This window comes from Streptomyces sp. NPDC037421 (assembly GCF_055602105.1).
The window spans coordinates 41,458-59,441 of the sequence record NZ_JBVJWV010000036.1; the positions used below are offsets into that span (position 1 = coordinate 41,458).

A 17,984-nucleotide genomic window follows, 5' to 3' on the forward strand; every position below is an offset into this window, starting at 1 on the left:
CGGAGGGGGGGGGGGGGGGGGAAGGGGGGGGGGGGGGGGGGGGGGGGGGGGGGGAAGGGGGGGGGGGCGGCCCCCCCCCCCCCCCCACCACACAGTGCTGTCCCGGCCGGGTGTCACTTGACGCCGGAACCTCCAGTGGGTTGCATACGTTCTGTGATCACATACCGGACATCGGGAGCCGCATCATGGACCCGGTGATCGTCGTCGGCGCGGGGCCCGTCGGGCTGTCCCTGTCCCTCGCCCTGGCCGGCCACGGCGTGCCCAACGTGGTGCTCGACGAGGGGCCGGGCAAGGACGAGCCCCGGCCCGCCCGCAGCGTCGTCCTGCACTCCGACACCGCCGCCATGGTCCACCGGCTGGGCTGCACGACCCTGCGCGACGAGGGCGCGCCGTACGCGGCCTGGCGCACCATGAAGCGCCGTCAGGAGTCCCGGCGGATCACCTTCGAGGACCGGCCCGCCCCCCTGCACCTGCCGCAGCACGCCCTCGTGCGCGGACTGCGCGACGCCGCCGCCGCGCACCCCCTGGTCCAGCTGGTCACCGGCGCCAAGCTGGAGTCCCTCGAACAGGACGACCACGGCGTCACCGCGCACACCCGGGGAACCGAGAGCACCTGGTGGCGCGGCAGCCACCTCGTCGGCTGCGACGGGGCCCGCTCCACCGTGCGCAAGCTGCTCGGCATCCGCTTCCCCGGCCGGACCGCCGTCGAGCGGCATGCCGTGGCCGCCCTGCGTGCCGAACTGCCCTGGCCCGGCGAAGCGTTGCTGCACCGCAACCCGCCGTCCGGGCCCGAGGAGGTCACCGCCCGGCCGCTGCCCGACGGGGTGTGGCGGCTCGACTGGCTGCTGCCCGCGCGCGGGGACCTCGTCACGCCCGATGCCCTCGTCACCCTCGTCCGGGACACCCTGGCCCTGTGGTGCGGCGGCACGACTCCCCCGTACGACCTCATCGACACCGGAGTGCACACCCTCCACCACCGGCTCGCCCTGCGCTGGCGCGACGGCCGGGCCTTCCTCGTCGGGGACGCCGCGCACCTGCTGGGCGCGGTGGGCACCCAGGGCGTCGAGGAGGGGCTGCGCGACGCGGAGAACCTCGCCTGGAAGCTCGCCCTGGCCTGGCACCAAGGCGCCTCCGAGGCCCTGCTCGACAGCTACGAGGGCGAACGGCGCACCGCCGTCGCCGCCCGGCTCCGCGCCGCCGACCAGGCCATGCCCGTACTGCGCGGCGGTGGCGGCCTGCGCGCCCTGCTGCCCGGGACGGGGCGTTCCGCCGAAGCCCTGCTGACCGACGGGCACCTCGGGCGCGGCCCGCTGGGCGCGCAGCCCGTGTACGCCCCGCCCGTGGCGGTGCGCGAGGTCCCGACGGCGACCGAGCCGGGCGGGCCCGTGGCGAACGTACCCGTGACCGCGCCCGACGGAGCCACCGTCCCGCTGCGCGACCTGCTGGGGCGGGGCCGGCTGCTGGTGCTGCTGGTCGCGCCGGGCACCGGGGTGTGGGACCGGCGGCACTGGCTGAGCGCCGGGGTGATGCCCCGCCTCGCGGCGGCCGTGAGCGCGCTGCCGGTCCCGGCCGACCTGCTGGTCGCCGACGGCTACCCGGGGGCGCCGGCCCACACCGTGCTGCTGGTACGCCCGGACGGGCACCTGGCGGCCACCTTCGCGGGGGTCCGGCCGGCCGAGCTGTACGCGGCGGCCGACGCCGTCCGCGCGGGCGCCCCGGCGGGCTCGCCCGCCACACCCGCCCCCGTGATCGATTGACCGCCCTCGGGGGTGCGTGGTTCACTCGCGGACATGACCGGCAACGACGTACGCCTGTGGCGGAGGGTTCACATGGACCTGCTCCGCTACGCGGGCTGCGTGTGTCGCCCCTCCTGCTGATTCGCCTTCCCTCCGCGCGCCCCTGAGCCCTGCCGGCCCGGCGCGCGCACCTTCGCGAACCCCAGGACGGTCACCGCCCATGTCTACCCCTGCCCCCGTGGCCACGCACGCCCCTGCCCGCTCCGCTGCCCCGACGGCGGCGGAACTCCTCGCCTTCGCCCTGCGCACCGCCTCCGACCCGGCGATCGTCGACTCGCTCCCCCTCGACCCGGAGGGCCGCACCTGGATCCGGCTCGACGGGCCGGGCGGCAGCGAGGCCTGGCTGATCGGCTGGCCGCCGGGCACCGGCACCGGCTGGCACGACCACGCCGAGTCCCGGGGCGCGTTCGCCACCGCGCGGGGCCGGCTGACGGAGCACTCCCTGACGGTGCGTCTGCCCTCGGAGGGCTGGCAGAGCCTGGAGCTGGCCCCCGACGTGGACCGCACCCGCAGCCTCGGCGCGGTGAGCGGGCGGGCCTTCGGCGAGCACCACGTCCACGAGGTGCTCAACGAGTCCGCCTCGGAGCACGCGGTCTCCGTCCACGCCTACTACCCGCCGCTGCCGCTGATCCGCCGGTACAGCCGCAGCGGTCCCGTGCTGCGGCTGGAGCACGTCGAGCGCCCGGCGGACTGGCAGTGAGCGCCGTCGGCATCGACCAGCTGCTGGAGCGGGTCCGCGCGACGTACGACCGCATCGGCCCGCAGGAGGCGTACGAGGCCTCGCTGGACGGGGCCCTGCTCGTGGACATCCGCTACCAGGCGCTGCGCGAGCGGGACGGCCTGATCCCGGGGGCGGTGGTCGTCGAGCGCAACGAGCTGGAGTGGCGCCTCGACCCCCAGGGCTCCCACCGCCTCCCGGAGGCCGTCTCGCACGACCTGCGGGTGGTGGTGATCTGCAACGAGGGCTACGCGTCCTCGCTGGCCGCCGCGTCCTTGCACGCGCTGGGGCTGCGCCGGGCGACGGACCTCGCGGGCGGGTTCCAGGCCTGGCGCGCGGCGGGGCTCCCCCTCACCTGAAGCACCGCCGCCCCTCCCCCGTCCGGTCCGGAAGGGAGAGGGGCGGCACGCCGACGGGCCCGGGGCTACGCCTTGGAGGTGGCGACCTCCACCGGGCGGAGCCGGAGCGCGGCCCGGCCCGGCAGGGCAGTGGCGGTCAGCGCCAGCAGCCCGGCCGCGCCGACCACCACCGCGTACACCAGCGGCAGGACCGCCGGCGCCGCCACCCCCGTCATGCCCACGCTGAACGCGGTCAGCACGGCCAGCGAGATCCCCGACCCGAGCACCGCCCCGATCAGCAGCACCGCCAGGGTCTCCGTCCGCAGCATCCGCAGCACCTGCCGCCGCTTCGCCCCGGCCAGCCGCAGCATCGCGAACTCCCGGAACCGCTCGGCGGTGGACATCGCCAGGGTGTTGGCCACGGCGATGGCGGTGAAGGCCAGTACGAGGCCCATGGCCAGCAGGTTGATCTCGGTGCCGGCCGCCTGCCGCTCCGCCCGTGCCGCGTCGGCCTCCGCCGCGGACAGCACCGCGAGCCCCGGGGCGGTCAGCCGCTCCCGGCCGACCGGCGGCTCCGCCGCGACGAGCACACTGGCGGCGAGGGGGTTGTCCACGTGCGCGGCCACCAGGCCGTGCGGCAGTGTCAGGTCACCGAAGCCCAGGCCCCGCCCGTACACGGCGGACACCGTCAGCGTCACCGGGGTCCCGTCGCCCAGCGTCAGCTTGAGCGGGCTGCCGGGCTTCAGCCCCAGCTGGTCGGCGGCGAGTTCGCTGACGGCGGCGCTGTTCTCACCGAAGCCGTCCAGGCTGCCGCGGGTGACCTCCGGGTCCCAGGTGCGGGTCAGGCCGGCCGGGGTCACGCCCTGGGCCGCGTACTTGGTCAGGCCGACCCGTACCGAGGTGTGCACGATCTCGGTGGCCGCGGTGACGCCCGGGGTCCGGCGGATCCGCTCGGCAGTACCGGTGCTCACGCCGGGGCCCTGCGCGGTGACGACCCACTGGGCGCGGACCCCTTCGCGGGCCTGTGCCCTGGCCGCGTCGCCGAGGGTCGGGGTGACGAAGAGCACGGTGCAGGTCATGCCGATGAGGAGGGTGAGCGGGGTGACGGCGGAGGCCATGCGGGTGGCGTTGCCGCGCAGGTTCGCGGTGGCCAGCCGGCCGCCGGGGCCGGCGAGCCGCAGCGGTCCGGCGAGCAGCGCGGTCGCGAGCCGGACCAGCAGCGGGCCGAGCAGCGACACCGCGCCGGCCAGTACCACCACGGCCAGGAAGGTCACCGGGGTGGAGGCGGGCTCGGTGCGCAGCGAGCCGAGTACCACGACCAGCACCGCTCCGCCGGCCAGCAGGAGCAGTCCGGCCAGGGTCCGGATCCAGGAGGGGCGGGCCCGCTCGACGGCGGCTTCGGCCAGTGCCTCGGCGGGGCGGATCCGGGCGATCCGGCGACCGGTGATCCGCGCGGCGGCCCAGGCTCCGAGCAGGCTCGCTCCGACGGCGGCGAACATCGGGAAGATCCCGGCGGTGCGCTCCAGGGTGGCCGGGATCACTCCGCTGGTGACGAAGCGGCCGTGCAGCCAGGCGGCGAGGGGCAGTCCGGCGAGGGAGCCGGCGATGCCGGCGGCCAGGCCGACGACCAGCGCCTCGCGGCCGATCATGCGGCGCAGTTGCCTGGGGGTGGCGGCGATGGCCCGCAGCAGGGCGAGTTCGCGGTAGCGCTGCTGGACGGAGAGGGCGAAGGTGCCGACGACCACGAGGATCGCGACGAGCAGGGAGGTGCCGCCCATGGCGCCGCCCATGGAGACGAGCTTGATCCGTGCTCCGGCGGCGTCGAGGAACTCGACGGGCCCGCGCCCGTCCCCGGCGGCCACCTGTGCGGTGGCGCCCTGCGGGGTGGCTGCCAGCGCCCGGCGGACCTGTGCGGCCAGCTGGGCGGCGTCGGCTCCGGGCCGGGGCAGCACTCCGATGGCGGTGACCTGTCCGGCGCGGGCGGCGAGCCGCTCGGCCTCGGCGTCGCTGAAGAACAGGGAGGTCTGCCGGCCGAGGTCGCCGCCGGCGGTCCGCGCGATGCCGCTGACGGTGTAGGTCTTCGGCTCGCCGGTGGCCTGTACGGTCAGCCGCGCGCCGGCGGCGAGTCCTGCCCGGGCGGCCAGGGCGCGGTCGATGACGACCTCGTCGCCGCCTTGGGGGGCGCGGCCCTCGGCGAGGGTGAAGGGGGTGAGGACGGCGGAGGTCCAGGCGTGCCCGTACGAGGGCCTGGCCGGGTCGGCCGGCGCGTTGAGGATCGGGACGGCCTGGAAGGTCAGCTCGGGCACGGCCCGCTCGACGCCGGGGACGGAGCGTACGGTCTCCAGGGTGGAGGCCGGCAGCCAGGCCCGCTCGGCGACGGGCTTGGCCTTGTGCTTCGTCTTGGTCTTGCCCTTCTTCTCCTTGACCGTCGTCTGGTGGACGTTCTGGTCGGCGGAGACGACCACCGGGGTGCCGGCGTAGCGCTCGGTGGCGATCCGGCCGCGGAGTCCGGTCTCCAGGAGGGTGCCGCAGGCGGTGATCAGGGCCGCCGCGCACAGGAGCGCGACGAAGGCTCCGAGGAAGCCGGCTTTGCGGTCCCGGATGGTCTGAAGGGCGTAACGCAGCATCATGCGGTCAACTCTGGCCGCGCGCCGGTTTCCCGGCACTGGAGTGCCCCGGCGTCCTCTTCCGGGGGCTACCCCCACCCCCGGGCGCGGCCGGTCACCCGCGATCGGACCGCGGCTAGGGGCCAGGGCTCAGTACCCGGGGTACCCCAGGTCGTCGGCGTCCTCGCCCTCGGTCTCCAGCGCGCGCCGCACCACCCGCAGGGCCATGCCCTCCGGGTACCCCTTGCGGGCGAGCATCCCGGCGAGGCGCCGGATCCGCTTGTCCCGCTCCAGGCCGCGGGTGCTGCGGAGCTTGCGCTCCACGAGTTCCCGGGCGGTCTGCTCCTCCTGCTCGGAGTCCAGCTGTTCCAGCGCCTCCTGGACGAGGGTGGTGTGCACCCCCTTGGTCCGCAGCTCCTGCGCGAGCGCCCGGCGTGCCAGGCCCCGGCCGCGGTGCCGGGACTCCACCCAGGCCCCGGCGAAGGCGGCGTCGTCGATCAGGCCCACTTCCTCGTACCGGGAGAGGACCTCCTGCGACACCTCCTCGGGGATGCCCCGTTTCGCCAGGGCCTCCTCCAGCTGCCGCCGGGTGCGCGGCATCCCGGTGAGCAGGCGCAGGCAGATCGCCCGCGCCTGCTCCTCGGGACTCTGGGGCGGCAGCTCCTGGCGGCCCTCACGGCCGCCAGGAGCTCTGCCGCCCCTCTCCTGCTCTTCCCGCACGGTCAGCTCTTGGCCACGGCGGCCTTGGCCGCGGGCTTGGCCTTCGACGCCGGGGCGGGCACGGAGGCGTCGGCCGGCGCGGCGGCGGGCTCGTCACCCTCGGCGTCCTTGCGGACGCCCACGCCGAGCTTCTCCTTGATCTTCCGCTCGATCTCGTTGGCGAGGTCGGGGTTGTCCTTCAGGAAGTTGCGGGCGTTCTCCTTGCCCTGGCCCAGCTGGTCGCCCTCGTACGTGTACCAGGCACCGGCCTTGCGGATGAAGCCGTGCTCCACGCCCATGTCGATCAGGCCGCCCTCGCGGCTGATGCCCTGGCCGTAGAGGATGTCGAACTCGGCCTGCTTGAAGGGGGGCGCGACCTTGTTCTTGACGACCTTGCACCGGGTGCGGTTGCCGACCGCCTCCGTGCCGTCCTTCAGGGTCTCGATGCGGCGGATGTCGATGCGCACGGAGGCGTAGAACTTCAGCGCGCGGCCACCGGTCGTGGTCTCCGGCGAGCCGAACATCACACCGATCTTCTCGCGGAGCTGGTTGATGAAGATCGCGGTGGTCTTGGACTGGTTCAGCGCACCGGTGATCTTGCGGAGCGCCTGGCTCATCAGGCGGGCCTGGAGACCCACGTGCGAGTCGCCCATCTCGCCCTCGATCTCCGCGCGCGGCACGAGCGCCGCGACGGAGTCGATGACGATCAGGTCGAGCGCGCCGGAGCGGACCAGCATGTCGACGATCTCAAGGGCCTGCTCGCCGGTGTCCGGCTGGGACAGGATGAGGTTGTCGGTGTCCACGCCGAGGGCCCGGGCGTACTCGGGGTCGAGCGCGTGCTCGGCGTCCACGAAGGCGACGGTGCCGCCGGCCTTCTGCGCGTTGGCCACGGCGTGCAGGGTCAGAGTCGTCTTACCGGAGGACTCCGGGCCGTAGATCTCGACCACACGGCCGCGCGGCAGACCGCCGACGCCGAGGGCGATGTCCAGCGCGGTCGACCCGGTGGGGATGACCTCGATGGGGTCGTTCGGCTTGTCGCCGAGGCGCATGACCGCACCCTTGCCGAATTGCCGTTCAATCTGCGCGAGCGCGGCGTCGAGAGCCTTCTCGCGGTCGGTGCCTGCCATGGGTTCCACCCGGTTTGCTTGAGTCGATCGCTTCACGCCATTGACGCTAACGCCTGCCACTGACAATGCGCTCCCACGCCCGTTTCGGCTGTGGATAACCCATCAGAATGGATGTTCGATTTCCCTGTCAAGCGAGCCACGCCCGCTCCGGGAGGGTGCCCGGAGGCGGGGCCGCGGGGCACGGCTACAGTGCGGCGCGGATCATCCCTGATCCGCTCATCGCCGGGGGGCTCACATGTTCAAGCGCCGTCTCTCCATCGCGCTGGCGGCCGCCGGCTGCCTCACGCTCTCCGCCTGCTCCGGCGGCACGGACTCCCCGACGGCCGGCCGCTCCTCCGGGACGCCGGCCCCCGTCGCCCCCTCGGCGGCGCGGACGGGTCCGCCGGCCTCCCCTTCCGTTCCCCTGCCGAAGCCGGGGGCGCCCGGCGAGATACCGGACACCGCGCGGCTGCGGGAGCTGACGCTGCAGCCGGGCGAGGCCCCCGGGGTCCAGGACCCCGCACGCGGGATCCGCGACGTCCACCCTTCCGAGCTGAAGGCCCCCGTCCCGGTGCCGGGCCCGGAATCGTGCCGCACCCTGTGGGCCCTGCTCGGCCAGCGGGGAGCCCAGGCGGCCGTCACCCAGACCTTCGACGACGGCGCACCGGAGAACCCCCGGGTGACCTTCCTCGCGTCCCATGCGGGCACGGGCGCCGCGACGGCCTTCGCGGAGCTGCGCTCGGCCGTGGCCGCCTGCCCCCGGAACGGCTCCGACGGCAGCACCGCGACCGTGCGGTACGAGGACCTCGACGCGCCGGGCTTCCCCGAGGACACGATCCGCATCCGGATGACCGTCCACGAGGAGGGGTCCAGCGCGCCCGACGAGGTCCTCGACCGCATCGTGGCCCGGGTCGGCGTGTGCGTCGTCGACATGGTGGGGATGGGGCCGGACCCGCACCCCCGCCTCGCCGAACGGCCCGCCCTCCGCCAGATCGAGCGGCTGCGGGCCGCTCAGGGGCTGTGAGGGCCTCCCGATGACGTACGCGGAAGACCCCGGCTTCCGGGCCGGGGACGTGCTGTCCGTCGCATGCCCCTTCACGCCGGCCGTGGTCGAGCGGGGCGTGGAGTGGAACTCCATCGCCGTGCGGTGGCCGTGGTGGGACATCGACACCGGCAGCGACTTCTACGACCGGAACGGGGTCGTCGCCCTGGGCGTGGAGAGGGAGGGGTCCATCATCCCGGAGGCGGAGGTGGAGCTGTTCCGGACCGATCCGCCGCCCGAGCGCCTGAAGGCCGGGGACGCCTGTCTGGTCGGGGTGCCGCCGACGGTGGTGCACGTGACGTGCGTCGACCTCCACGACCCGGCGATGGAGACGGGCTGGCTGCCTCGCCCCGGGGTGACCGTGTCCGTGCTGCCCCTCGGCCTGTCCTACCGGGAGTTCCCGGACGGCAGCCATCTCTACGGCCATGGCTACGGCCTCCACCCCGACAACGGGATCCCCTACACCTACGAGCTGCTGCTGCGCCCGTACGCGTTCCTGGAGCCGGGCGACGAGGTCGCCGACGCCGCGGACCGGGCCTGGCGGTTCGAGGGGCCCTGGGACTGGGTCCCCTTCGACGGGGAACCGCCCGGCGCGGGCCCCGAGTGGCCGCTCGTCCTGCTGACCCGCGCGGGCCTGCCGCGCTCCGCCGGGGACGGGGACGGGGACGGGGACGGGGACGAGGACGCTGCGGCGGTGGCCGCGGGTACGGCCGCCGGCTCCCACCGGGAGACCGTCCGGCACTGGATGTCCGTCACCGGGGCCTCGCCCACGCCGTGACCCGCGTCCTGTCCCGCATGGCAGGCCAGGACGCGGGACAGGACTACGGCTTCGGCAGGGCGCAGCCGGGGCGGGTCAGGTCGATCTGGTTGCCGGGGCCGATGCACGGGACGAGGGTGTAGGTCTGCTGGGCGTAGTTGATGCCCTGGCGGACCGTCACGTTGCCGCTCGCGTCGACCTCGCACGGGTTGTTGTCCGTGCAGCGCTGGCCGTCCTCGTTGCCCGTGTTGTTGACGGCGACGACCTTGCCCGTCGTCGTGTCGATCACCGGCGAGCCGGACGTGCCGCCGATGGTGTTGCAGGACGAGGTGTAGCGGACCGAGTCCTTCCAGGTCCAGGCGCCCTCCTTGAGGCGGTACGCGAACCCGTCGACGTTGCAGCTGTAGGTGCGCTTCCAGTACCCGGAGACGACCTTGATGGACGAACCCTGCACCGGGTGGGCGTCGTTGAGGGTGAGCGCGGCTATCCCGTACTGGCTCTGGATCTGCGCGTACGTCTTGGTCAGCTGGTAGAGCGAGACGTCCGTGTCGGTCATCGTCCCGTAGGCGATCTTGCTGGCGCGCAGCGTCGCCACCTTCGAGCCCGAGGCGTTGAGCAGGGAGAACGTGCGGCTGGACGCCCGGTTGACGAGTACTTCGCCGGCCGCCGGGAAGCCGGTTTCCAGGCAGTGCCCGTTGGACAGGACGAGCGCCGGGTCGCCGGGCTGGGAGTTCGGGGTGCGGACGACGGAGCCGGAGCAGTTGCTGAGCGCGACCGTGCCCGCGTACGTGACCGCGACGGCCGGCGCGGCGTCGGAGGCCGATGCCATGGCCGGGGCCGCCGCCACTCCGGTCAGGAGTAAGGAGAGCGCGACGGCGGCGAGAGGCTTGTTCATGTGGGGGGTCCCCTCTGGTGACGGATGTGACGACCGAAGACCTCCGGTTGTCATGCGCATTCTCAAACTGGGGAACCCAACCCACAAGAGGGCCTCCCCGGTTGGGCGGCACCCCCGCCGGAACGGCCGGAAACACATCCGGAATCAACCATTCCAACACCCCGCGAGACGGGCGCCGATGCCCATACCGGGGCGCATGGGCCACCACCCCGGGCTGGCGTGAAACCGCCCCCGAATGGCCGGTACTCTGCGGTGCCCCCGACGACGGGGGCCGCGAAAAATTCCGCTCAGGAGGACCCATGGCCATCAAGAAGGCCACGATCCAGCAGCAGGTGGCAGAAGCCCTCGCCCAGGCCAACCCCGCCGACAAGCCCATCGTCACGATCCAGGCCATCGCCGGCCCCAGCGTGTGGCTGATGAGCATGCTCGGCCTCATCGGCCAGGCCTTCCTCTCCTACTACTTCGTCACCGTCACCGAGCAGGCCGTGGTGCTCCACAAGGCGAGCCGGATGAGCAACCGCCCCCAGGAGATCGTCTTCGCGATATCGCCCGCCGAGGCCGTCGGCAGCATCACCGAGGTCAAGCGCAACGCCGTCTGGAGCTCCTTCCGCATGCAGCTCCCCGGCCAGGCCGCACCGACCCGGATGAACGTGCACCGCATCTGGCGCGGCGAGATGGACCAGCTGCTCGGCCTGCTGACGGGTCAGAACCAGCCCACCGCCTGACGCCTGACGGCCCGGCCGGCGGAGGGGGCCTCGTCCCCAGCCCCCTCCGCCCCCGGCTCACCACCAGTACACGGGGTAGCGCACCGCGCCCCGCCGGGCCCGCGAGGCGGCCATCCCGGCCAGCACCAGCAGCAGCGCCGCCCCCGTCAGCAGCGGTACGAACACCACCGGGTCCGGCGCCTGGAGCACCACCACCACGGTGGTCGCCGCCGCCGGCGAATGCGGGGTCCGGGCCAGGGTCATCACCCCCACCGCCACCCCCGCCCCCAGCGCCGCCACCCACGGCGCGCCACCCAGCAGGGCCAGCCCCAGATAACCCACCGCCGCGCACAGCAGGTGCCCGGCGACGACGCTGCGCGGCTGGGCCAGCGGCAGCGCGGGTACCCCGTAGACGATCGCCGCGCTCGCCGCGATCGGCGGGATCAGCACCGGCTCGCGCAGGACCGCGCCGATGCCGACGAGCGCCAGCAGTGCGGCCGCCGCGACCCCGCCGCTGTGCAGGGCGGTGGCCCGGGCGGGCGACGCGGGCGCGGGGGCCCGTCCCGCCAGCGAGTTCGACAGGGCCGGGCGGGCGCGACCGGACGCCTTCGCGGCCCGGCCCGTACGCGTGTCACTGGTGTCCACACTCATGGGGGCCAGGTCTACGCACCCTCCGCATCACGGCCCTATACGGAGGCCGCGCACAGTCGAGTGACAACCACTGGTTGACACCCCTCGGAGTGTCAACCTAGGGTTGCATTCATGACGAACCCTTCGGTGGAACCCGTTCGCATGACCAATCCGGTACGCCTCGACGACCTGATCGAGGCGATCAAGAAGGTCCACTCCGACACCCTCGACCAGCTCACCGACGCCGTCGTCGCCGCCGAGCACCTCGGCGACGTGGCCGACCACCTCATCGGCCACTTCGTCGACCAGGCCCGCCGCTCCGGCGCCTCCTGGACCGACATCGGCCGCAGCATGGGCGTCACCCGCCAGGCCGCCCAGAAGCGCTTCGTGCCCAAGGCGGACAAGGACGGCGACCCCGGCCTCGACCCGAACGCGGGCTTCGGCCGGTTCACCCCCCGCGCCCGCAACGTGGTCATGTCCGCGCAGAACGAGGCCCGCGCCGCCGGAAACACCGAGATCCGCACCGAGCACCTGCTGCTCGGCCTGCTCGGCGAGACCGAGGGCCTGGCCGCCCACGTCCTCACCTCCCGCGGCGTCACCGCGGCAGCCCTGCGCACCGCCGCGACCGCCGCCCTGCCCCCGGCCGAGGCCGAGGTCCCCGAGCTCGTCCCCTTCGACGCGAACGCCAAGAAGGCCCTGGAGCTCACCTTCCGCGAGGCCCTGCGCCTGGGCCACGGCTACGTCGGCACCGAACACATCCTGCTCGCGCTCCTGGAGCTGGAGAACGGCGAAGGCCCGCTCAGCGGCGCCGGCCTCGGCAAGGACGCCGCCGAGGCGGCCGTCACCGAAGCCCTCGCAGCCGTACTCGGCGGGGACGCAGCGCAGTAGCCTCGCCGGCCGCCGCACCCGTCAGCTCGTACCGCTTCACGTACACGCCGAGGAAGGCCTGCAGGGTGGCGACGGCCGGGATCGCGATGAGCGCCCCGACCGCGCCCAGCAGGGCGGTGCCCGCGATGACCGATCCGAAGGCCACCGCGGGGTGGATGTCCACCGTTTTGGAGGTCAGCTTCGGCTGCAGGACGTAGTTCTCGAACTGCTGGTAGACCACCACGAATCCGAGGACGTACAGCGCGTCCCAGGGATCGTCGGCGAAGGCGATCAGCATCGGCAGCGCACCCGCCAGGTAGGTGCCGATGGTGGGGATGAACTGGGAGACCAGCCCCACCCACACCGCGAGGGCGGGGGCGTACGGCACGTCGAGCACCGCGAAGAGGACGTAGTGCGCGATGCCGGAGATCAGTGCCATCAGCCCGCGCGAGTACAGGTAGCCGCCCGTCTTCGCCACGGCGATCTCCCAGGCCCGGAGCACCTCCCGCTGCTTCGCGGGCGGCAGTACGGAGCACAGCGCGCGCCGCAGCCTGGGCCCGTCGGCGGCGAAGTAGAAGGAGAACAGGAAGATCGTCAGGAGCCTGAAGAGCCCGCCGAGCACGGTGGCGGACACGTCGAGCACACCGGTGGCGCTGTTCTGCACGTACTTCTGGAGCCACTGGGAGTGCAGCAGGCTGTCCTGGATCTCCAGCCGGGACAGATCGGTGTGGAAGGTCCGGTTGATCGAGTCGATCACCGAGTCGAGGTAGCCCGGGAAGCCTGCCACCATGTCGATGATCTGCCCGGCGAGCATGGAGCCGAGCAGCGCGAGGAATCCCGCGCCCGCGACGAACACGCCCAGGAAGACCAGGAAGGTGGCGAGCCCGCGGCGCATGCCGCGGGCCGCCATCCTGGCCACGGCCGGTTCGATGGCGAGCGCGAGGAAGAACGCGATCAGGATGTTGACCAGCAGCCCGATCAGCTGGTGGAAGGCCCAGCTGCCGAGCTGGAAACAGGCGACGAGGGCCAGAACGAGGACCACCGCGCGCGGCAGCCAGCGCGGCATCCGCGCCTCTCCCCCGGCCGGGGCGGTCCCGGGCGGGACGGTGCCCGCGCCCGCGGGGGCCGCGGGAGCATCGGCTCCGGGGCCGCCGGGTGCCGCGCCCGTCGGCTCACCAGCCGTCCCGTCCGCCGTCGCGCCCGTCGTCTGGTCGGTCGTCTCTTCTCTCGCTGCCACGCCGTCCAGTCTGTCCCAACGGCCGTCCGGACCACGAAGCCGCACGGGACCCGGCGGGCCGGCGGGTCCGCCGCCGCGCGGCGCGCGCGGCCCGGGGCCGCGTCAGCGCAGCGAGGCCGGGACGTCCATCGCCGAACACACCGCGCGCCACACGTCCTTGGTCTCCCAGCCCTCGTCCAGCGCCTGGTGGACGGTCCGTCCGCCCAGCTCGGCCATCACGTGGTCCCGGGCGAAGGAGTCCGCGTAGCCCACGCCGAAGTGCTCGGCCATCCGCTCCCAGAAAATCGTCAACCGCATGCCTCCAGTATCCCGCCCCGGAGAGTGCACCGGCCCCGTTGCTCCCCTGCACCCCCGTGCGCGCGCCCTACGGTGTCACGCATGCCTGGAGACGAAGCTTCCGCGCCTGCCCCACCGAGCCCGGCGGCCCCGACGGCCACCTCCGCCCCCGCCTCCCCCGCGTCCACCCCGCTGGCCCGCGCCGAGCGGTTCACCTGGCTCACGGCCCGGGTGCTGGAGCAGCGGCGGTTCGCGTTCCACTTCCTCGGCGGGGATCCCGACCCGGTCGACGCCGCCCTCGGCTCCTACCTCGGCGACGACGGCGGCTACGGGCACGCGCTCGACCCCGACCTGCGCGGCCCGCTGAGCCAGCCCCTGCACACCGCGCACGCCCTGCGGATCCTCGACGCCCTCGGCCGGTGCTCCGGGCAGCGCATCGAGCGGCTCTGCCGCCACCTGACCCGGGTCTCCACCCCGGAGGGCGCGCTCCCGCTGGTCCTGGCGGGCCCCCGGGACTATCCCGCCGCCCCGTACCACCCGGTGTGCGACGACCCGCCGGGAACGCTGCTGACCACGGGCCCCGTCGTCGGGGTGCTGCACCGCAACCGGATCTGGCACGCCTGGCTGTTCCGGGCCACGGACTTCTGCTGGGAGCGGGTCGAGACGCTGCGCCACACCCACCCGTACGAGGTCCAGAGCGCGGTGGCCTTCCTCGACGGCGCCCCCGACCGGGCCCGCGCCGCGGCGGCCGCGGACCGGCTGGGCCGGCTGGTGCGCGAGCGGCGGCTGGCGGTGCTCGAACCGGACCGGCGCGCGGAGTACCCGACCGCCCCCGGCTACGCACCGGGCGAGCAGCTGTTCCCGTACGACTACGCGCGGCGGCCGGAGTCACTGGCCCGGGGCTGGTTCACCGACGAGGAGATGCGGCGCTCGCTGGACTTCCTCGCGGCGGAGCAGCAGCCCGACGGCGGCTGGCCGGTGCGGCGCCGGGCCTGGGCGCCGGGCAGCTCGCTGGAGCGGCGGCCGATCGCCACCCTGGAGGCCCTGCTGACCCTGCGGGCGTACGGGCGGCCGATCGGGGCCCCGGCCGGGGCCGGCGGGGTCAGCCTCCCAGGGCCCGGACGCCCGCGGTGACCACCACGGCCGCGCCGACGACCAGCAGGAACGGGGCGCGCAGCAGCAGCGCGACCCCGGCGGCGGCGAGCCCGGCGGCGCGGGCGTCGAGGACCAGCTCGTTGCCGGTGCTGAAGGTCTGCTGGGCGGTGAGCGCGGCGAGCAGCGCGACGGGGAGCAGGGCGGAGAGGCGGCGTACCACGGGGCGTTCCAGGGCCCCGGCGGGCACGAGCAGTCCGGCGAGCTTGACGGCGTAGCATCCGGCGACGGTGAGCCCGATGGCGATCCAGACGTTCACGAGCGGCGTCCCTTCATCCACAGCACCGCGGGCGCGGCCAGCGCGGCGATCAGTACGGGCACCCCGGCCGGCAGCACCGGCAGGGAGCCCAGCCCCAGCACCAGGGCGAGGGCGGCGACGGCCCGCTCGGTGGCGCTCTTGAGCATCGGTGCGAGCAGGGCGAGGAACACGGCCGGCCCGGCGGCGTCCAGCCCCCACGCGGCGGTGTCGCCGATGGCCTCGGCGCCGAGCGCGCCCAGCAGCGTGGTGAGGTTCCACAGCACGTAGAGGGCGAGCCCGGTCACGGTGAAGCCGAGCCGGGCCGACCTGCGGTCGGGCTGGGCCAGGGCCACGGCGGTGGTCTCGTCGATCACCCAGTGCGCGGCGAGGGGCCGTACGGCCTTCGGGAGGGCCAGCAGCTGGGACAGCCGCAGCCCGTAGAAGGCGTTGCGGGTGCCGAGGAAGAAGGCCCCGGCGGCGGCGGTGAACGGATTCCCGCCCGCCGCGAGCGCTCCGACCAGCGCGAACTGCGAGGCGCCGGTGAAGACGAGCAGGCTCAGCACACAGGCCTGGAGCACGCTGATCCCGGCCCCGGCCGCGGTCACCCCGAACGCGAACCCCGACAGTCCGACGGCCACGCCGACCCCGAGCGAATCCCGCACGACGGCGGCCCGCGGCCGGCCGTCGACCGTGCCGGGGACCTCTTGTATCACCATCTGATGTTCTCCCACGCCGCGAAGGTAGGCGGGGAGGACCGGCCGGGTCTTGTACGTTCTTGCGCCCGGCCCGGCTACGTCCGCGTCCTCGCGCGCGCCCGGCTCAGTCCTGCCGGCGCACCGGATCCCCGAGGAGCCGGGTCAGGTCCGGCGCCGCGGCCGCGAGCAGCGGGGCCCCGAACACCGTCAGGGCGGGCTCCCAGGGGTGGCCGAAGGTGCCGAAGCGCAGCTCCGGGTCGAGGTAGAGGTAGAAGTCGCCGTTCGGGAAGGCCCAGCCCGGCCAGGGCGGCTGCCCGGGGCGCCCGGCCCGGTGCGGGTCGAAGTCGTAGCAGGGGTGCTGCCAGTCCATCCAGTACAGCCGGTCCCCGGGCGCGGTGGCGGCGGTCAGCGCGCCCCGCACCGCCCGCTCCACCGGGCGGGTGTGCTCCTCGACGGGGTCGCCGAGCCGCCAGGTGGCGGACGGGGCGGGCGGGGCGAAGCCGGGCATCTCCACGACCTTGGTGCGGAAGCCGAACTCCCCCCACAGCCGGTCCCACACCGCCTGTTGCCGGGCCCCGCCGAACCCCAGCACCGGGCGGGCCGACGCGGCCGGACCGCCCTGGGGGGCCAGGGTGAAGGTGCGTACGGTCGCCACCTCGGTGAAGCCGGCCGCGAGCAGGGCCGTACGCGTTTCCCCGGCGGCCTCGGCGCAGCAGTACCGGGCGCCCTCGTACCGGTACGCCGCCCCGAGCCCCTGCCAGCTGCGGACCAGGTCGGCGGCGGCCGCGGCCGAGGTGAGACCGCCGACGGCCACGACGTCCGTGCCGGGCACCACCCGCGCCCAGCCGGCGGCGACGGGCCGGCCGCCCTCCAGGACCACGGCGGCGTCGCCCCGGCCGAAGCACCAGGCGGCATCGGTCTCGAACTCGTCCAGCGGGCCGGGGTGCGGCCCGCCGGGGGCGGCCAGCTCCCGCAGCCGCGGCCACCAGGCGGGATCGGCCTCCCAGTCGCCCAGGGAGCGCACGTCGGCGGGAGGGCCCTGCTGCGGCGCGAGCCCGGCGAAGGCGGCGACCAGGACCGACCGCTCGGGGCCCGGCACGAACCCGGCCGCCTCCAGTTCCCCTCCGAGGCCCGCCGGGTCGTGGCCGTGGACCTTCCAGCGGGCGCCTTCGCGGCGCGCGGCGAAGGCCTGCGCCTGGCGGCGCACCAGGCCGGCCGGCGGCAGGCCGGCCAGCGGAGGGTGGTCGACGGTGCCGTGCGTGCCGTAGTGCGTGCGCACGACGGGCTCGTCGTGGCACATCACGGCCCCGACGGGCGGGGTTTCGGGCACCCGGCCCCGCACCCGCGCCTCGTACAGCTCCGGCAGTCCCCCCGTGTCCATGGACGCAGGCTAACCCGCGCGCTCCCGCCGGTAGGCGCCCGGCGGGACGCCGACGATGCGGGTGAAGTGCCGGTTCAGGTGCGGCTGGTCGGTGAAGCCGACGGTGACGGCCGCCTCGGCGGGCGGGACGCCCGCGTCGAGCAGCCGGCGCGCCCTGCGCACCCGGGCGTCGGTCAGCCAGGTGTGCGGGGGCATCCCGTACCGCTCCCGGAAGGCGCGCAGCAGCGCGAAGGGGCTGGTGCCGAGCTCGGCCGCGAGCTGCTCCAGCGAGGGCGGCTCGGCCATCCGCTCCTCCAGCACGGCCCGGGCCCGTTCGGCGTCGGCGGTGCCCGCGCCGCGCACGGTGCGGGCGGGCAGCGGGCCGGCGTGCCTCGTGAGCATCCGGGCCACCACGCCCCGCAGCAGGGTGTCGGCTGCCAGCGCGTTCCCGGCCTCGGCGGCCCGGTGGACCTCGGTGATGGCCCGCGCGCCCTGCGCGTCGGCGACCGTGTCGGCGGTGAACCCGGGGGTGCCGCGCGGGGTGGCGATCTCGGCGGCGACCTCGGCGATCAGCTCCCGCGGGGAGTAGAGGGTGGCGTACGCCCAGCCTTCGGGAACCCCGGCGCGGGCGGTGTGCGCGACCTCCGGGTTGATCAGCACCACGCTGCCCGGCCCGGCCCGTACGGTGCCGCCGGGCAGGCCGATCTCCTCGATGCCGCCGGTGACGGCGGCGATGACGTACCCGTCGTGGGCGTGGCGCGGGAAGGTGTGGCGCACGTAGTGGGCGCGCAGCAGGTCGAGGCCGGGCAGTTCCTCGTACTGCCAGTGCCGCGCCCACTCCCGCCGCCCGCCGTCCGTCCCCATGCCC

At 74.7% G+C, this 17,984-nt stretch carries 19 protein-coding genes and 1 pseudogene; 9 read left to right on the forward strand and 11 right to left on the reverse strand.

Going from position 1 to position 17,984, the window contains the following annotated elements:
- The first annotated feature begins 185 nt into the window (after window positions 1–185).
- The 4 genes from ACZ7IF_RS33320 (at window position 186) to ACZ7IF_RS33335 (ending at window position 2,873) form a co-directional block, all read left to right on the forward strand.
- Window positions 186–1,757 carry an FAD-dependent oxidoreductase gene (locus ACZ7IF_RS33320; protein WP_470979312.1) on the forward strand — a complete coding sequence of 524 codons (1,572 nt, stop codon included), beginning with the start codon at window positions 186–188 and terminating at the stop codon, window positions 1,755–1,757.
- 72 nt (window positions 1,758–1,829) lie between these two features.
- The gene (locus ACZ7IF_RS33325; RefSeq protein ID WP_311314449.1) at window positions 1,830–1,877 is read left to right on the forward strand and encodes a hypothetical protein; all 48 of its coding nucleotides are present in this window, start codon (window positions 1,830–1,832) and stop codon (window positions 1,875–1,877) included.
- A 79-nt stretch (window positions 1,878–1,956) separates the two neighbouring features.
- On the forward strand, window positions 1,957–2,496 hold the full coding sequence (locus ACZ7IF_RS33330; RefSeq protein ID WP_470979315.1) for a cupin domain-containing protein: 540 nt from the start codon (window positions 1,957–1,959) through the stop codon (window positions 2,494–2,496).
- Window positions 2,493–2,873 carry a rhodanese-like domain-containing protein gene (locus ACZ7IF_RS33335; protein WP_470979318.1) on the forward strand — a complete coding sequence of 127 codons (381 nt, stop codon included), beginning with the start codon at window positions 2,493–2,495 and terminating at the stop codon, window positions 2,871–2,873. The genes ACZ7IF_RS33330 and ACZ7IF_RS33335 overlap by 4 nt, the downstream gene beginning before the upstream one ends.
- A 65-nt stretch (window positions 2,874–2,938) precedes the next feature.
- Here the strand turns inward: ACZ7IF_RS33335 and ACZ7IF_RS33340 are convergent, their stop codons facing one another.
- The 3 genes and pseudogenes from ACZ7IF_RS33340 to recA all read right to left on the reverse strand — a co-directional run bounded on the left by ACZ7IF_RS33340 (window position 2,939) and on the right by recA (window position 7,284).
- Window positions 2,939–5,482 (reverse strand): FtsX-like permease family protein, encoded by a 2,544-nt coding sequence (locus ACZ7IF_RS33340; RefSeq protein WP_470979320.1) that lies wholly within the window; start codon window positions 5,480–5,482, stop codon window positions 2,939–2,941.
- A gap of 126 nt (window positions 5,483–5,608) precedes the next feature.
- Window positions 5,609–6,265 (reverse strand): annotated as a pseudogene (gene recX / locus ACZ7IF_RS33345) (recombination regulator RecX); the annotation flags it as partial.
- Window positions 6,181–7,284, reverse strand: coding sequence for a recombinase RecA (gene recA, locus ACZ7IF_RS33350; RefSeq protein WP_405978286.1), 1,104 nt, complete (start codon window positions 7,282–7,284; stop codon window positions 6,181–6,183). The pseudogene recX and the gene recA, both read right to left, overlap by 85 nt.
- Before the next feature lie 235 nt (window positions 7,285–7,519).
- On the opposite strand from recA, the gene ACZ7IF_RS33355 reads away from it, so the two are divergent.
- Complete coding sequence (locus ACZ7IF_RS33355) at window positions 7,520–8,287, forward strand: hypothetical protein (protein WP_470979323.1); 768 nt, start codon at window positions 7,520–7,522, stop codon at window positions 8,285–8,287.
- 10 nt (window positions 8,288–8,297) lie between these two features.
- Window positions 8,298–9,083 (forward strand): hypothetical protein, encoded by a 786-nt coding sequence (locus ACZ7IF_RS33360; protein WP_470979326.1) that lies wholly within the window; start codon window positions 8,298–8,300, stop codon window positions 9,081–9,083.
- 43 nt (window positions 9,084–9,126) lie between these two features.
- Here ACZ7IF_RS33360 and ACZ7IF_RS33365 read toward each other — a convergent pair whose 3' ends face one another.
- Window positions 9,127–9,957, reverse strand: a complete 831-nt coding sequence (locus tag ACZ7IF_RS33365; RefSeq protein ID WP_470979329.1) for a S1 family peptidase — start codon at window positions 9,955–9,957, stop codon at window positions 9,127–9,129.
- Between the two features lie 299 nt (window positions 9,958–10,256).
- Here ACZ7IF_RS33365 and ACZ7IF_RS33370 point away from each other — a divergent pair, with 299 nt between their 5' ends.
- Window positions 10,257–10,682, forward strand: coding sequence for a hypothetical protein (locus ACZ7IF_RS33370; RefSeq protein ID WP_470979332.1), 426 nt, complete (start codon window positions 10,257–10,259; stop codon window positions 10,680–10,682).
- 57 nt (window positions 10,683–10,739) lie between these two features.
- Here the strand turns inward: ACZ7IF_RS33370 and ACZ7IF_RS33375 are convergent, their stop codons facing one another.
- A complete protein-coding gene (locus ACZ7IF_RS33375; protein WP_470979335.1) occupies window positions 10,740–11,312 on the reverse strand; it encodes an HPP family protein in 573 nt (190 codons plus the stop codon).
- Window positions 11,313–11,423: 111 nt separating this feature from the next.
- Between ACZ7IF_RS33375 and ACZ7IF_RS33380 the strand changes: the two genes are divergently transcribed.
- The gene (locus ACZ7IF_RS33380) at window positions 11,424–12,179 is read left to right on the forward strand and encodes a Clp protease N-terminal domain-containing protein (protein WP_470979338.1); all 756 of its coding nucleotides are present in this window, start codon (window positions 11,424–11,426) and stop codon (window positions 12,177–12,179) included.
- Here the strand turns inward: ACZ7IF_RS33380 and ACZ7IF_RS33385 are convergent.
- The gene (locus ACZ7IF_RS33385; protein ID WP_470979396.1) at window positions 12,133–13,224 is read right to left on the reverse strand and encodes an AI-2E family transporter; all 1,092 of its coding nucleotides are present in this window, start codon (window positions 13,222–13,224) and stop codon (window positions 12,133–12,135) included. The genes ACZ7IF_RS33380 and ACZ7IF_RS33385 overlap by 47 nt on opposite strands.
- Before the next feature lie 273 nt (window positions 13,225–13,497).
- Window positions 13,498–13,692 carry a DUF3046 domain-containing protein gene (locus ACZ7IF_RS33390; RefSeq protein WP_470979341.1) on the reverse strand — a complete coding sequence of 65 codons (195 nt, stop codon included), beginning with the start codon at window positions 13,690–13,692 and terminating at the stop codon, window positions 13,498–13,500.
- An 81-nt stretch (window positions 13,693–13,773) separates the two neighbouring features.
- On the opposite strand from ACZ7IF_RS33390, the gene ACZ7IF_RS33395 reads away from it, so the two are divergent.
- On the forward strand, window positions 13,774–14,805 hold the full coding sequence (locus ACZ7IF_RS33395; RefSeq protein WP_470979344.1) for a hypothetical protein: 1,032 nt from the start codon (window positions 13,774–13,776) through the stop codon (window positions 14,803–14,805).
- Here the strand turns inward: ACZ7IF_RS33395 and ACZ7IF_RS33400 are convergent.
- The 4 genes from ACZ7IF_RS33400 to ACZ7IF_RS33415 all read right to left on the reverse strand — a co-directional run bounded on the left by ACZ7IF_RS33400 (window position 14,774) and on the right by ACZ7IF_RS33415 (window position 17,980).
- Window positions 14,774–15,082 (reverse strand): AzlD domain-containing protein, encoded by a 309-nt coding sequence (locus ACZ7IF_RS33400; protein ID WP_469114771.1) that lies wholly within the window; start codon window positions 15,080–15,082, stop codon window positions 14,774–14,776. The genes ACZ7IF_RS33395 and ACZ7IF_RS33400 overlap by 32 nt on opposite strands.
- Complete coding sequence (locus tag ACZ7IF_RS33405; protein ID WP_470979347.1) at window positions 15,079–15,777, reverse strand: AzlC family ABC transporter permease; 699 nt, start codon at window positions 15,775–15,777, stop codon at window positions 15,079–15,081. Before ACZ7IF_RS33405 ends, ACZ7IF_RS33400 begins: the two co-directional genes overlap by 4 nt.
- 103 nt (window positions 15,778–15,880) lie before the next feature.
- Complete coding sequence (locus ACZ7IF_RS33410) at window positions 15,881–17,137, reverse strand: DUF2716 domain-containing protein (protein ID WP_470979350.1); 1,257 nt, start codon at window positions 17,135–17,137, stop codon at window positions 15,881–15,883.
- Between the two features lie 9 nt (window positions 17,138–17,146).
- Window positions 17,147–17,980: an AraC family transcriptional regulator gene (locus ACZ7IF_RS33415; protein ID WP_470979353.1), complete on the reverse strand. Its 834-nt coding sequence runs from the start codon at window positions 17,978–17,980 to the stop codon at window positions 17,147–17,149.
- Between the last annotated feature and the right edge of the window lie 4 nt (window positions 17,981–17,984).